Raw genomic sequence first — 13,834 nt, 5'->3', positions numbered from 1 at the left:
CCGCCCGCCCGACGCCGCACAGGTACGCCGTCCCGCAAGGAGCTCCGTTGTCGTCCCGTCTTGCGCCGTACACCCGGTGGGTGCCTCCGTCGCGACTGCCGTGGGGTTCCCTGCTCGCGCTCGCCGCGGTCGGTCTGTATTGCTCGGTGTTCGCGTGGGCGATGGAGTATCGCCCGTACGACACGTGGGGCGCGCTGATCGTCTTCCCGCTGCTGCTGACCATCAGCGTGCCGCTGTTGTCCCGGTTCTCCCGCGACGAGCCACCGTGGGTGCGGCGGTTGGTGATCGGCGCGCTGGTGGCCAAGTTGCTCGCGTGCTTCGCCCGGTACTGGATGTCCTTCGTGCTCTACGAGGGCCGCGCCGACGCGGCCACCTACGACCTGGTCGGGCGGGCCATCGCGCCGCACTTCCGGGACGGCGACTTCACCGTGGACATCGGCCGCAAGGTGATCGGCACCGGCTTCATCATGATCGTCACCGGGATCGTGTACGCGATCGTCGGGCAGTCGTTGCTGGCCGGCTACCTGGTCTATTCGTGGCTGGGGTTCTGGGGCCTGTATCTGTTCTGGCGCGCGTTCAACGTGGCGTATCCGGACGGTGACCGGCGCCGCTACGGCAAGTTGTTGTTCTTCCTGCCGTCCCTGTTGTTCTGGCCGTCCGGGATCGGCAAGGACACCTGGATGATGTTCACGCTGGGCCTGGCCGCCTATGGTGTGGCGCTGCTCCTGGTGCGTCGGCGTGGTGCGTTCGTGTTCCTGATCCTGGGCGCGGTGGGCACCACGATGGTGCGCCCGCATGTGACGGTGTTGCTGCTGTGCGGGCTGTGTGTCGGCTACCTGCTGCGCAATCGACCGCAACAGGCGTCCGCGCTGGGGCCGTTGCGGGCCGGTTTCGGGATCCTGGTGCTCGGCGTGGGCTGTGTGCTCGCGCTCCAGCAGGTGGGCACCTTCTTCGGGACGCCGGGCATCGGGGCCGCGCAGGCCAATCAGGTGATCGCCAAGACCCAGACCCAGACCGCGCAGGGTGGTTCGGCGCAGGCGGTGGACGATTCGGCGGCGCTGTCCATTTCGCCCGCCGCGCTTCCGCAGTCGTTGGTGACCGTGCTGTTCCGGCCGTTCCCGTTCGAGGCGCACAACATCCAGGCGCTGGTGGCGTCGCTCGAAGGGGTCGTGTTGATGGGCCTGTTCGTGGTCGCGCTGCCCCGATTGAAACGCATTCCGGGCCTGCTGATCCGAAGACCCTACGTCGCCTTCGTGATCGTCTACACGCTGGTGTTCGCGCTCGCGTTCGCAAACATCCGCAACTTCGGCATCCTCACCCGCGAACGGGTCCAGGTGTTCCCGTTCGTGCTGGTGTTGCTCGCGGTGTCGAAGCCGGATCGCACCGAGACCGACAAGGGCGGGAGTTCGGAACGCAGGCGGCGACGGACGTCGGGGCGGCAGCAGCCGGCCCCGGCGGTCGACGCCGCGGGTGGGGAAACGAGTTCGACCAGTCCGGGGTATCCCGGTGAATCCAGGGGGGATGGGGCATGGCGGTGACCGGCAAGCCGGCGGTTCTGGGTGGGGACGCGATGTTCGCGGAGGGGCTGCCGCTGACGCGCGTGCAGGTACCCGAGCGGGAGGAGTTGGCACGACGGCTGGACACGATCCTGACCAGTGGTCAGTTGACCGACGGGTCCACGGTGCGCGAGTTGGAGGAGGCCGCGGCGGCGCAGTTGGAGGTGCCGTACGTGGTGGCGGTGTCGAACTGCACCAGCGGGCTGATGCTCGCGTTGCAGGCGCTGGGGGCTCGCGGATCGGTGGCGATGCCGGGGTTCACCTTCTCGGCCACCGCGCACGCGGCGCACTGGGCGGGGGCGACTCCGGTGTTCGCCGAGGTGGACCCGGACAGCCTGACCCTGGACCCGGCCGACGCGGCGGCGCTGTTGGCCGAGTCGGGCGCGTCCGCGTTGATGGCCACGCACGTGTACGGAACGCCGTGTCGGGTCGATGAATTGGCGAAGGTCGCGGCCGACGCGAACGTGCCGATCGTCTACGACGCGGCGCACGCGCTGGGCAGCCGGCGAGCGGGTACGCCGATCGGTGGCTTCGGCGCGGCGGAGGTGTTCTCGCTGAGCCCGACGAAGGTGGTGATCGCGGGCGAGGGCGGGCTGATCGCCACCCGGGACGAGGAGTTGGCCAAGGCGTGCCGACTGGGCCGCGGGTACGGCAACCCGGGCGACTACGACTGCCTGTTCCCGGGTCTGAACGCGCGGATGTCCGAGTTGCACGCGGCACTCGCGCTGGTCTCGCTGCGGGGCCTGCCGGAGCGGGTGGCCACCCGGTCGCATCTGGTGGGGGTGTTCGCGGACGCGGTGCGCGACGTGCCGGGGTTGCGGCTGCCGGCGCTAGCCGAGGGCGACGTGTCCACCTGGAAGGACCTGACCCTGATCGTCGACCCGGACGCCTTCGGCCTGGACGTGCCGACGCTGGCCCGGGCGTTGAAGGCGGACGGGATCGACTCGCGCCGCTACTTCCACCCGCCGGTGAATCGCCAGAAGGCGTACGCGCATCTGCCTTCGCGGGCGCTGCCGATCACCGACGACGTGTCGTCCCGGGTGTTGACGCTGCCGCTGTGGTCGCACATGGACGAGCCGACGGTGCGCCGGGTCGCGGACGCGGTGACCCGCGTGCACGAGCACGCCGACGGCGTACGGGCGGCGGGCTAGCCCGAAGGGTCCGGCCGGGCCGATGGCGGTCGGTTCGGCCGGGCCGGTCGACCTGCTCGCGGTCGGGCTGAATTCGGCCCGGCCGGCGTTTGAGGCCAGGCGGGCGGGGCGACGGTCGGGAGATGGTGGCAGGCCGGTGGCTGATCGTGCTGCGCGTGGCCGCGAGCATCGTGGTCGTGCTCGCGGTGGTCGTGCTCACGGCCGCCGGCACCGCCCGCAGCACCGTGCTCAACCGGGCCTTCTATCAGGCGGCCCTGGACGACGAGCGCGCCTACAACCGGATGTACGACGAGGTCCTGGTCGACCCGGCGGCCGCACAGGTCACCCGGGACCTGCTGGCCCGGATCCCGGTGCCGTCGTCGGTGATCACCGCCAACCTCAAGAGCGTGCTGCCGCCCGCGACCCTGCGCGGCATCGTGGACCGACAGATCGCCAACACCATCGGCTACCTGCGCGGCGAACAATCGGTGTTGCGGCTGACCGTGGACCTGCGCCCGGTGCTGGGCAACGTCGGCGATCTCGCCGAGCTCTACCTCGGTGACCTGATCGCCAATGTGCAGGGCAAGCCGTCGGCGGACTTCGGCGCGTTCCGCTCCGGCCTGGACGCCGCCCTGGACGACCTGGCCGCCGGGCGCCGCCCGGCCGACTTCCCGTCCTTCGCGTTGGACGGGCCGAGCATCGCCGCGACCACCGACGCGCTGGTGGCGATCGTGCCCTCGGACGCCGAGGCGCAGGTGCGCGACCAGGTCACCGCCGCGCTGGCGACCGGCGACATCGCGGGCGCGCTGGCCGTGGTCGGACCGTATGTACTGGGCGGCAGCGCCGGGTCGGCCGGTTCGGATCTGGCCGCGCGTACCGACGACGGACAGTGGGACATGCTTCCCGACTTGGAGCACGCCGGCCTGGATCTGAGCAGCGTCTCCACCACACGCGGTTTCACCAGGCTCGCGCTGGGTCCGGTCCAGACGCTGGCCACCGTGCTGGGCATCGTCGCGGTGCTGCTGCTGTGGTTCACCGGGCCGCGCTCCTGGACGCGCCGGGTGCCAGCGATCGCGTGGGCGCTCGCGGTCGGCGGGGTGTTCGCCGGGGCGCTCGTCCTGCTCGTGCGCTCGGAACTGCCCGACGTGTCGGCCAAGCCCACGTCGAGTTGGCCGCACTCGGTCAACACGCTGGTGGGCGATGTCCAGCAGGCCGCGATCTCGTCGCTGACCGGCGTCGGCCTGGTCGCCGCACTGGTCCCGCTGGTCCTGGGTCTGGTCCTGGTCGCGGGCGCGTGGAGCTGGCGGCGGGCGGCCGCGCGCCGCGCGCTGAACCTGCCGCCCCGGCACCGGATTGCGATTGCCGCGACGGTGGGCGTGTTCGCGGTTGCCACCGTGGTCCTGGGCGCGACGGTGGTCCCGGTCGCGGCGGGCAGGACCGAGGAGCCGCACTGTCTGGGCTCGATCGAGCTGTGCGAGCGCCGTTACGACGAGGTGGCCTACCTGACCACGCACAACGCGATGGCCAGTACCACCGACCGGTTCATCGGCCCGCTCCAGGACCCGGACCCGATCGCGCAGCTCAACGCGGGGGCGCGCGGGCTGCAACTGGACACCTATACCTGGGAGCTGCCGGATCAGGTCCAGCCGCGACTGAGCCTGTCCAGCTTCGCGCCGGACATGCAGGCCGAGATCCTGCGCCTGATCGACCTGGCCAATCCGCCACGCCCGGGCCTGTGGTTGTGCCATGCGCTGTGCCGCGCGGGGGCGGTCCCGTTGGCGCCCACGCTGCAGCGGATCGGCGCCTGGTTGGACGGGAATCCCGGGGAGGTGGTGACGCTGATTCTGCAGAACGACATCACCGGCGAGCAGACCGAGCAGGCGTTCCGCGAGGCGGGCGTGGAGCGGCTGTTGTACACGCCGTCCCCGGATCCGGCGGCGAGGTGGCCCCGACTGGGCGATCTGGTCCGCGCGGACAAACGCCTGGTGGTGTTCGCCGAGCGCGGCAGCGGTCCCGCGCCGTGGTACCGCAATTTCTACGAGTACGGCATGGAGACACCGTTCGCGTTCGCCTCCCCCGCCGAGATGTCCTGCGAGCCCAACCGCGGCGGCACCGACAAGCGACTGTTCCTGCTGAACCACTTCATCACCAACCGCGGCGGCAGCCGGTTGGACGCGGGGCGGGTGAACGCGCGGCAGTACGTGCTCGACCGGGCCCACGCGTGCGAGGCGCGGCGCGGGCGGCCGGTGAACTTCGTCGCGGTCGACTACGCGACGATCGGCGACGCGGCGGGGGCGGTGGAGGTGCTGAACGCGACGCGCTCGCGGTCGGGCTGAGCCGGGGCCGAACCCGGGCGCGGCTCAGTCGAGTTGCTTGGCGAACGTGCTCGCGAGCGTGGCGATGCGATCGGGCGGCAGCGTCTCGGCGGAGACGAACAACACCGCCTCGCCGGGGCCGTCCACGTTCAGCCGGACGGCCGCGACCTTGCCCTCGCCGACCGGGACCACCTGTTGCGGCGCGATCCGGGTCATCCGGGTGGCGAAGTCGCCGAGTGTGTCCACGCTCACGCCGGCATCGCGTTGGATCAGTGGCAGCGCCGCGTTGATCGCGGGACCGCGCCGTGCGGCCCAGGTGTCCACGTGGATCTCGACGGTGCCGACCTTGTATCGACAGGTGGCCTCGACGCCGTTGGATCGCTGCATCGCGGTCAGGTCCGAGTACGGGTCGCGCGCCTTCGCCTCGTCGTCGGACCAGCCCTGGCTGCCGTCCGCGGCCGGATCGCCCGGGGTGACCACCCCGTCGAGGTGGATCGCGGCGGTGGCCGCGGCGACGTCGAACGGCAGCGGGCATTGCGGGCCGCCCGCGCCGATCGGCCGGACCGCCTGCCGGAACTTCTCGATGTTCAACCGCTTCGAGGCCCCGGACAGGATGTCGTCGCCGTCGCTGCTGCACGCGCCGATTCCGGTGACGGCCAGTGCCCCCGCCGCGCATACGGCGAGGACCCGGCCACGTGGATGCTGCCTACGGCTCATTCGCGCAGCGTACTGAGCGTTGGTCAGGGGATCGTCATGCCATCGGAAAGACTTCGAATGCGGCTGCGAATCGGGTGCCCAGACGCGCGCCGGCCGCCCGGCCCATGCCCTCCAGGAACTCCCCCGCGTCCGCCATCTGCCCCTGGCCCAGCCCGGCCAGGTAGGCCGCGTGCGCCTCCAGCGAGGCGACGCCGAGGGCGAAGTCCTCGGTGGTGTCCACCGCGTGCCCGGACTGCGGCGAGCCGCCCGCCCACACCGCGCGCACCCCGCCCCACGGCTCGTGCCCCTCGGCGAGCAGGTCGCGGAAGACCCAGCGGTTGCCCGCGTCGCGCACCGCGTCCACGACCGCGCGGCCGACCGCGATGTGGTCGGCCTGGTTGAGCATGACGCCGCCCCAGGTGTCCCGGAAGTTCCCGGTGATCACGATCTCGGGCCGGTGCCGGCGGACCACCCGGGACAGGTCGCGGCGCAGCGGCAGGCCGTACTCCAGCACGCCGTCCGGATAGCCGAGGAACTCGACCGTGTCCACCCCCACGATCCGGGCCGACTCGATCTGTTCGGCCTCGCGCAGCGGGCGACACTCGTCCGGATCGAGTCCGTCGATACCGGCTTCGCCGCTGGTGACCATGACGTAGGTGATCTTCTTGCCCTGCCGGGTCCACCGGGCGATCGCGGCGGCGGCGCCGTATTCGAGGTCGTCCGGGTGCGCGACGATGGCGACGGCGCGCTCCCAGTCCTCGGGCAGCGCCTCGTACGGTTCGGGCCGGGGCTCGGTGGTCATCGCATGGTCCTTCCCAAGTGGCCGCACGGGCCGGTGCTACGCGGACGTCGTCATCCTCGCAGCGGCCGATAGGATTCGTATCCTCATGAGCGCCACGATCGTCGTCAAAGACCTTGCCGCCGGACACGGAGACCGTGTCCTGTTCTCCGGATTGGACCTGGTGATCGCCCCGGGCGATGTGGTGGGCCTGGTCGGGGTGAACGGCGCGGGCAAGTCCACCCTGTTGAGGTTGCTCGCCGGCCTGGCCGAACCGGAGGCCGGGTCGATCCAGGCCAGCCCGCCGACCGCGTCGGTGGGCCATCTGCCGCAGGAGCCGGAGCGCCGGCCGGGCGAGACGGTCCGGGCGTTCCTGGCCCGGCGTACCGGCGTCGCCGCCGCGCAGGCCGCGCTCGACTCGGCGACCGAGGGCCTGGTCGAGGGCCGCGCGGGCGCCGACGACGAGTACAGCGTCGCGTTGGATCGCTGGCTGGACCTGGGCGGCGCGGATCTGGAGGAGCGGGCCGAGGAGGTCGCCGCCGATCTGGGTCTGGCGGTGGACCTGGATCGCGAGATGACCGCGTTGTCGGGTGGTCAGGCCGCGCGCGCGGGGCTGATGTCGCTGCTGCTGAGCCGGTACGACGTGTTCCTGCTCGACGAGCCGACCAACGACCTGGACCTGGACGGTCTGGACCGGTTGGAGAAGTTCGTCACCGGGTTGCGGGCGGGCACCGTGGTGATCAGTCACGACCGCGAGTTCCTGGCTCGCACGGTGGACCGGGTGGTCGAGCTGGATCTGGTCCAGCAGCAGATCCGCAGTTACGGCGGCGGCTACGACGCGTATCTGACCGAGCGCGAGGTGGCCCGCCGGCATGCGCGCGAGGAGTTCGACGAGTACGCCGACAAGCGCGGCGACCTGGAGGCCCGTGCCCGGATGCAGCGCGGGTGGATGGACAAGGGCACCCGCAACGCCCGCCGCAAGTCCACCGACAACGACAAGATCAGCCGCAAGACCCGGTCCGAGGCCAGCGAGAAGCAGGCGTCCAAGGCGCGCCAGACCGAGCGCATGATCGAGCGCCTGGAGGTGGTCGAGGAGCCGCGCAAGGAGTGGGAGCTGCGGATGGAGATCGCCGCCGCTCCTCGGGCGGGCGCCGTGGTGGCCACTCTCGGCGGTGCGGTGGTCGAGCGCGGCGGCTTCACGCTGGGCCCGGTGACGTTGCAGATCGACTGGGCCGATCGGGTCGCGATCACCGGCGCGAACGGCGCGGGCAAGTCCACGCTGCTGGCGGCGTTGCTCGGGCGGGCCGAGTTGACGGCCGGTCGCAGTGCGCTGGGTCCGGGTGTCGTGGTCGGCGAGGTGGACCAGGCGCGTGGGCTGTTCCTGGGCGACCGGCCGCTGCTGGAGGCGTTCTGCGCGGTGGTCCCGGACCTGGCGCCGGCCGATGTGCGCACGCTGCTGGCCAAGTTCGGGCTCAAGGCGGCGCATGTGCTGCGTCCGGCGGCGACGCTGTCCCCGGGTGAGCGCACCCGGGCGGCGCTGGCGCTGCTCCAGGCCGAGGGAGTCAACCTGTTGGTGCTGGACGAGCCGACGAACCACCTGGATCTGCCCGCGATCGAACAGTTGGAATCCGCGCTGGAGTCCTACGAGGGCACGTTGCTGCTGGTCACCCACGACCGGCGGATGCTGGAGGCGGTGCGCACCACGCGGCGCATCCGAGTCGCGGACGGCCGGGTCACCGAGGTCTGATCCGTCGTTAGAATCCGAGGCCATGAACGAACTGCCGCCGGGTGCGAACCAATCCCTGCCGGGCGGCGTGGTGCACGTACGCGTGCCCGGTCCGTTCGATCTCTCCGCGTTGATCACGGGTGAGGACGGACAGGTGTCCGGCGACGCGGACTTCGTCTTCTTCAACCAGCTCGTCGCACCCGGGGTGCGCCTGGGCGGAGACACCGTCACGGTGGACCCGGCCGGCCTGCGGGCGGGCGCCACGCGCGTGACGGTGGTGATCAGTCCCGCCGACACCACGCACACCCTGGGCGAGTTGCCGCCGCCGGCGATGACGCTCACCGGCGCGGGCGGCACGCTGTTGGCCCGGTTCACCCCGCCTCGGCCGCGCACCGAGACGGTGCTGTTGTTGGTCGAGATCTACCGCCGGGGCGCGGGCTGGAAGGTACGCGCGCTGGGGCAGGGCTACGCGGACGGGCTGGCCGGGATCGCGCGCGACTTCGGCGTCGACGTCGAGGAGGAGACACAAACCCCGGCGGGTCTCTCCGACTTCCAGCGCGGGGTGGTCGAGCTGACCAATGTCGAACGCGCCCGGCACGGCCTGCGCGCGCTGGCTCCGCAGCCACAACTGACCGCGTGCGCTCAGGCGTTCAGTGCGGACATGATCAGCCGGGCGTTCTTCTCGCACACCGATCCGGACGGCCGCGAGCCGTGGGACCGGGCGATCGCGGCGGGCTACCTGTACAGCCGGATAGGGGAGAACATCGCCTGCGGCCAGCAGAGCCCGGCCGAGGTGGTGCAGGGCTGGATGGACAGTCCCGGCCATCGCAAGAACATCCTCACCCCGGAGTTCACCGAGATCGGTGTCGGGTATGTCACGGGCGGCACCTACGGCACCTCGTGGACCCAGGTCTTCGGCACCCCGCGCTGACGCCCCGGAGCCGGTGTCGGCGATCGGCTCGATTGACCCGAATGGGTACAAAGAAGAAGCCGGCGCCGGCACCGACCGGAGCGTTGCCGTTCGGGTACGGGCAGCGCGCCACCCGTGCGCACCGAACCGGCAACCGGGTGCGAGGGGCCTCGATGACGGTGCGTCATACTCGGGTGTTCGAGGCGAGGGAGATCACGTGCAGCTTGAGTTGGATCCGCCTTACGGCGTAGGGCCGATCAAGATCGGCATGTCCATGGACGAGGCAGAGGCGGCTCTGCGCGAACTCGGAGGAGATCTGTCGGGACGCACTCGTGGGTTCGCCCACTTCGGTGCGGACCTCTCGATTCATGTGGTGAGCGACAAGGACGGACTGGTCGAGGCGATCGAGGTCCATCGGTCCGAGGACGACTTCGCGGACACGGTGTTGTGTCTGGGCGTCGACGTCTTCGGCACGCCGGCCGTCGACGTCACCCGACTGCTCGGTGAACTGACACCCGTGCGGGTGGAGACCGAGGGCGCGTCGCTGGTGGCCCCGGAACTGCTGGTGGCCCTGTGGCAACCGTTCGTGCCCGGACACGGCAACAACAACGGCGTGGTCGGCGAGGGTCTGTACTTCCGCACCGCGCTGGTGGCCGGCCCCGGCTACTACGACAAAAGTGGCGAATACCGGGCTGTTCAGACCGGCTGATCCGTCTCGGCCGATCCGTCTCGGGTGACCCGGATCCGGTAACCCGGATCGGGTGACCCGAGACGAGGGGTCCGCACCGAACGATCCGGCCGTCCGAGCCCGCGGCCGGTATCGAAGGCGGACCATGGCCGGGCCGGGGGCCACGGCGGAGTCGCACGCGGCCGCCGTGGCCTTTGTCCGGCCGCCACGGGCACCATCGCGAGCACCTCGCGCGCACGAGCCGCGAGGACGGCTCGGAGGCCGCCTGCGGGCCGCCGGTGGCCATCCCGGAGGGACCGTCCCGGAGCGATCCGCTGCGGACGGTCCGCGGGCCCGGCCCCGTCCGGCGGATCCCGACCGGGCTCGGCTCCTGGCGCGCGGGTGGGCCCGGCTCGCGGTGGACGGGCTCTTCGACATCGCCGCGCCCGTGCCCACGCCGTCCACGAACTCCTGTCCCGACGGGGCTCGCGCGACAGCGCGTCACCGGAACGCGGGGACGACCGGGGTGGCGTCGGACCCGATGCGGTGGGCACACCCGTGACGGCCGAGCCGGCCGCGGCACTGCCCGCCGAAAGGGTGCAACGGCGGTGTTGTTCCACGATCTGCCCGCGAAGGACGACAACGACGACATGGGGCGACCTCGCGGTCGCCCCTCGGTTCCTCGTCCTCGGCGATATGCCGGCTCCCGCAAGTTGCGGGAGCCGGCATCGAGTCAGCGCGCCGTCATGATTCGCCCGCTTACCTCGCCGAATCCGATACGAGTGCCGTTCGGGCCGGGAGCGGTAGCGGTGATCGTGACCTCGTCGCCGTCCTCCAGATAGGTCCGGGTGGACCCGTCCGGGAGCTTGAGGGGGTTCTCGCCGTTCCAGGTGATCTCGATCAGCGCGCCGCGCTGACCGACCTCGGGGCCGCTGACCGTGCCGGAGGCGAACAGGTCGCCCGGGCGCAGCGCCGCGCCGTTGACGGTCAGGTGGGCGAGCTGCTGCGCCGCGGTCCAGTACATCGCCGCGAACGGCGGCCGGGAGATCAGGTGTCCGTTGAGCCGGACCTCCAGGGCCAGGTCCAGGCCCCAGGGTTCGCCGCCGCGGTCGTCCAGGTACGGCAGTGGCTCGACGTCGCGCGCGGGGGGTGCCACGCGTGCGACGCCGAGAGCTTCGAGGGGGACGATCCACGGCGACACCGAGGTGGCGAAGGACTTGCCCAGGAACGGGCCCAGCGGGACGTACTCCCAGGCCTGGATGTCCCGGGCGGACCAGTCGTTGACCAGACACACGCCGAACACGTGCTCGGCGAAGTCGCCCAGGCCGACCGGGGTGCCGAGTTCGGAGCCGGCGCCGACCACGAAGCCGACCTCGGCCTCGATGTCCAGTCGCCGGGTGGGTCCGAACGAGGGCGCCGCGTCGGCGGGCGCCTTGCGCTGGCCGCTGGGCCGCACGATCGGCGTGTGCGAGACGACCACGGTGCCGGCGCGGCCGTGGTAGCCGATGGGCAGGTGCTTCCAGTTCGGCGTCAGCGGCTCGGAGCCGGGTCGGAAAATGCGGCCGAGGTTGCTCGCGTGGTGCTCGGAGGCGTAGAAGTCGACGTAGTCCGCGACCTCGAACGGCAGTCGGAGCACCACCTCCTGACGCGGGATCAGGTGCGGCTCGACACTCGCCCGCAGACTCGGGTCGGTCAGCCAGGTGGTGAGCGAGGCGCGCACCTCGCTCCAGGTCGCCCGGCCGGCCGCCATCAGCCCGGTCAGGCTCGGCGCGTCCAGCACGTCGGCCGGTGCGCCCACCGCGTGCGCCGCCGCGCCGGCGTCCAGCACGAAGTCGCCGATCGCCACCCCCACCCGCGGCCGATCCGGCTCGTGGTCGGTGGTGAACACGCCGTAGGGCAGGTTGTCGATGCCGTACCCCGTGTCGGTCGGCAACGGGACCCAGGTGGTGGGCATGGCGTGCGGCTCCTCGATCGGATCAGTCGCGGTGGTGCGGGGGTTCGCCGAGCAGACCCAGGGTGAGCGCGTCCTGGAGCGGCTCGGCGACGCTGCAGGTGCCGTAGGAGGTCAGGTAGCCGCGCAGGCGGGTGCGCTCGGTCAGGGTCAGGTCGTGCGTCATCCGGGTGAGTTCCGCGCTGTCGCGGATCGCGAGTACGTCCGCGAGCGCGTCGGATTCGGCGCCGGCGACGGCGTGGTGGGTGGCGAGCAGCAGGTTGAGGTAACCGTGGTGCTCGAAACCCGTGGTCGGGTCGGTGTGCCGCACAGCGTTGTGCAGCCCGGCCGTGACCTTGAACGGCAGTTCGCGGATCCGGCACGCGTGCACGAACGCGGCCAGCTCGGCCTCGTCCGGGAACGCGTGCGCGGCGGTACCGCCGGTGCGGAACTTGGGCCGCCCGTACGTGCCGGCGAGATTGTCCAGGTCTGCGTCGAGGCCCGCGCCTTTGAGGACCTCGACGTAGCCCGCCGTCATCTCCGGCAGGTGTTCGTGCAGCGCCGCGACCGCCTTGCCGATCTCGCCGTCGCCGGCGACCTCGATGCCCTCCAGGATCAACCCGGGGGTGTTCAGGATGGTGCGTACGGCCGGCCCCACGGTGGCGGGGCCGCCGGGAGCCACGAGCACCACGCGCAGCGGCGCGTCGGGATCGGCCAGTTCGACCAGGTCGGGCACGTGCGCCGCGCCGACCAGGAAGTTGCGCACGAACGGGGCGAACCACTCGGTGCGGTAGAGCCGGTGCGCGGGCACCGCCTCGGCCATCGGGGCGTTGCCGGGCGGGAACAGCGCGGCGTCGTCCCACAGTCCGGTGAACAGCGACCGGTGCAGCGTGTCGAGGGCGTCGGTGGAGGTGCTCACGATCGCGGCGCCTTCCCGGCCCAGGTCCAGGCGTAACCGGGATCCTCGCTCGCGAGGCCGCCCTCGCCGACGCCCAGTGGCCGGAAGGTGTCCACCATGACCGCCAGTTCGTCGAAGAACTCGATGCCGATGCTGCGCTCGTAGGCCCCGGGCTGCGGCCCGTGCGCGTGCCCGCCCGGGTGCAGCGAGATCGAGCCCTGGCCGATGCCGGATCCCTTGCGGGCCTCGTAGTTGCCGCCGCAGTAGAACATGACCTCGTCCGAGTCCACGTTCGAGTGGTAGTACGGCACCGGGATCGACAGCGGGTGGTAGTCCACCTTGCGCGGCACAAAGTTGCAGATCACGAACCCCTCCCCCTCGAACACCTGGTGCGCGGGCGGCGGTTGGTGGATCCGGCCGGTGATCGGCTCGAAGTCGGAGATGTTGAACACGTACGGGTACAGGCACCCGTCCCAGCCGACCACGTCGAACGGGTGGGTGGGGTAGACGTAGCGGGTGCCGGCGACCTCGCCGCCCAGGCCGCGGTGCTTGACCAGCACCTCGACATCGGTGCCCTCGGCCAGCAGCGGCTGGACCGGCCCGCACAGGTCGCGCTCGCAGAACGGCGCGTGTTCGAGCAGTTGGCCGAACCGGGAGAGGTAGCGCTTGGCCGGCGCGATGTGCGAGTTGGCCTCGATGCAGTACGCGCGCAGCGGCTCGTCGGTGCCGGGCACCCACCGGTGGGTGGTGGCGCGCGGCAGGATCACGTAGTCGCCGGCGCCGACGGTGAGTGCGCCGAACACGGTCTCCACCGTCCCGGTGCCGGACTCGATGTAGACGCATTCGTCGCCGAGCGCGTTGCGGTACAGCGGGGAGGGGCTGCCCGCGACCACGTAGGAGATCCGTACGTCGCCGTTGCCCAGCACCAGTCGGCGGCCGGTGACCGCGTCGACCGCCTTCCACTCGTTGTCCGCGAACAGCTCGTGCAGCTTGAGGTGGCGCGGCTTGAGCGGGTGGTTGGCGGCGATGCTCTGGTCGGGGACCTCCCACACGCTCGCGTCGGCGATGGCCGAGGGGATCGCGCGGTGGTAGAGCAGGGAGGAGTCGGAGGTGAAGCCCTCCTCGCCCATCAGCTCCTCGTAGTACAGGCCGCCGTCGGGGCGGCGGTGCTGGGTATGCCGCTTCGGCGGCACCTCGCCCACGCTGCGGTAGTACGCCATGACTGCCC

General features: G+C 71.4%; 11 protein-coding genes. 6 read left to right on the top strand and 5 right to left on the bottom strand.

What is annotated here, in order from left to right; all coding sequences use genetic code 11:
- Positions 1–47: 47 nt before the first annotated feature.
- The 3 genes from ACFXMF_RS05940 to ACFXMF_RS05930 all read left to right on the top strand — a co-directional run bounded on the left by ACFXMF_RS05940 (position 48) and on the right by ACFXMF_RS05930 (position 5,022).
- Positions 48–1,538 (top strand): hypothetical protein, encoded by a 1,491-nt coding sequence (locus ACFXMF_RS05940; protein WP_360309649.1) that lies wholly within the window; start codon positions 48–50, stop codon positions 1,536–1,538.
- The gene (locus ACFXMF_RS05935) at positions 1,529–2,707 is read left to right on the top strand and encodes a DegT/DnrJ/EryC1/StrS family aminotransferase (protein ID WP_360309651.1); all 1,179 of its coding nucleotides are present in this window, start codon (positions 1,529–1,531) and stop codon (positions 2,705–2,707) included. Before ACFXMF_RS05940 ends, ACFXMF_RS05935 begins: the two co-directional genes overlap by 10 nt.
- Positions 2,708–2,829: 122 nt before the next feature.
- Positions 2,830–5,022, top strand: a complete 2,193-nt coding sequence (locus ACFXMF_RS05930) for a hypothetical protein (protein ID WP_379988926.1) — start codon at positions 2,830–2,832, stop codon at positions 5,020–5,022.
- Between the two features lie 24 nt (positions 5,023–5,046).
- On the opposite strand, the gene ACFXMF_RS05925 is transcribed toward ACFXMF_RS05930, so the two are convergent.
- Together ACFXMF_RS05925 and ACFXMF_RS05920 are read right to left on the bottom strand one after the other, a co-directional pair.
- The gene (locus ACFXMF_RS05925) at positions 5,047–5,718 is read right to left on the bottom strand and encodes a hypothetical protein (protein ID WP_379988925.1); all 672 of its coding nucleotides are present in this window, start codon (positions 5,716–5,718) and stop codon (positions 5,047–5,049) included.
- Between the two features lie 34 nt (positions 5,719–5,752).
- Positions 5,753–6,499, bottom strand: a complete 747-nt coding sequence (locus tag ACFXMF_RS05920; protein WP_360309657.1) for a PIG-L deacetylase family protein — start codon at positions 6,497–6,499, stop codon at positions 5,753–5,755.
- 85 nt (positions 6,500–6,584) lie between these two features.
- Here ACFXMF_RS05920 and ACFXMF_RS05915 point away from each other — a divergent pair, with 85 nt between their 5' ends.
- From ACFXMF_RS05915 to ACFXMF_RS05905, 3 genes are all read left to right on the top strand, one after another.
- Positions 6,585–8,222, top strand: coding sequence for an ABC-F family ATP-binding cassette domain-containing protein (locus ACFXMF_RS05915; RefSeq protein ID WP_360309659.1), 1,638 nt, complete (start codon positions 6,585–6,587; stop codon positions 8,220–8,222).
- Positions 8,223–8,244: 22 nt separating this feature from the next.
- A complete protein-coding gene (locus tag ACFXMF_RS05910; protein WP_379988924.1) occupies positions 8,245–9,132 on the top strand; it encodes a CAP domain-containing protein in 888 nt (295 codons plus the stop codon).
- Positions 9,133–9,328: 196 nt separating this feature from the next.
- Positions 9,329–9,820 (top strand): hypothetical protein, encoded by a 492-nt coding sequence (locus ACFXMF_RS05905; RefSeq protein WP_360309663.1) that lies wholly within the window; start codon positions 9,329–9,331, stop codon positions 9,818–9,820.
- A 691-nt stretch (positions 9,821–10,511) separates the two neighbouring features.
- On the opposite strand, the gene fahA is transcribed toward ACFXMF_RS05905, so the two are convergent.
- Genes fahA through ACFXMF_RS05890 form a run of 3 tightly spaced genes read right to left on the bottom strand, consistent with a single transcriptional unit; the run spans position 10,512 to position 13,826 of the window.
- The gene (gene fahA / locus ACFXMF_RS05900) at positions 10,512–11,732 is read right to left on the bottom strand and encodes a fumarylacetoacetase (RefSeq protein WP_360309665.1); all 1,221 of its coding nucleotides are present in this window, start codon (positions 11,730–11,732) and stop codon (positions 10,512–10,514) included.
- A gap of 22 nt (positions 11,733–11,754) precedes the next feature.
- Complete coding sequence (locus tag ACFXMF_RS05895; RefSeq protein ID WP_360309667.1) at positions 11,755–12,627, bottom strand: hypothetical protein; 873 nt, start codon at positions 12,625–12,627, stop codon at positions 11,755–11,757.
- Entirely contained in the window at positions 12,624–13,826 is a 1,203-nt protein-coding gene (locus ACFXMF_RS05890; RefSeq protein ID WP_379992575.1) for a homogentisate 1,2-dioxygenase, read from the bottom strand. The genes ACFXMF_RS05895 and ACFXMF_RS05890 overlap by 4 nt, the downstream gene beginning before the upstream one ends.
- Positions 13,827–13,834 lie beyond the last annotated feature (8 nt).

Origin of the sequence: Embleya sp. NPDC059213 (genome assembly GCF_042754445.1) — a bacterium.
In the GTDB taxonomy this organism is placed as follows: Bacteria; Actinomycetota; Actinomycetes; order Streptomycetales; family Streptomycetaceae; genus Embleya.
This window is presented reverse-complemented; position numbering and strand designations above follow the sequence as displayed.

Excerpts from the sequence above, each read along its gene's own strand:
- ACFXMF_RS05890 (WP_379992575.1), bottom strand. The coding sequence starts at position 13,826 with ATGGCGTACTACCGCAGCGTGGGCGAGGTGCCGCCGAAGCGGCATACC.
- ACFXMF_RS05915 (WP_360309659.1), top strand. The coding sequence starts at position 6,585 with ATGAGCGCCACGATCGTCGTCAAAGACCTTGCCGCCGGACACGGAGAC.
- fahA (WP_360309665.1), bottom strand. The coding sequence starts at position 11,732 with ATGCCCACCACCTGGGTCCCGTTGCCGACCGACACGGGGTACGGCATC.
- ACFXMF_RS05935 (WP_360309651.1), top strand. The coding sequence starts at position 1,529 with ATGGCGGTGACCGGCAAGCCGGCGGTTCTGGGTGGGGACGCGATGTTC.
- ACFXMF_RS05930 (WP_379988926.1), top strand. The coding sequence starts at position 2,830 with ATGGTGGCAGGCCGGTGGCTGATCGTGCTGCGCGTGGCCGCGAGCATC.
- ACFXMF_RS05925 (WP_379988925.1), bottom strand. The coding sequence starts at position 5,718 with ATGAGCCGTAGGCAGCATCCACGTGGCCGGGTCCTCGCCGTATGCGCG.
- ACFXMF_RS05910 (WP_379988924.1), top strand. The coding sequence starts at position 8,245 with ATGAACGAACTGCCGCCGGGTGCGAACCAATCCCTGCCGGGCGGCGTG.
- ACFXMF_RS05920 (WP_360309657.1), bottom strand. The coding sequence starts at position 6,499 with ATGACCACCGAGCCCCGGCCCGAACCGTACGAGGCGCTGCCCGAGGAC.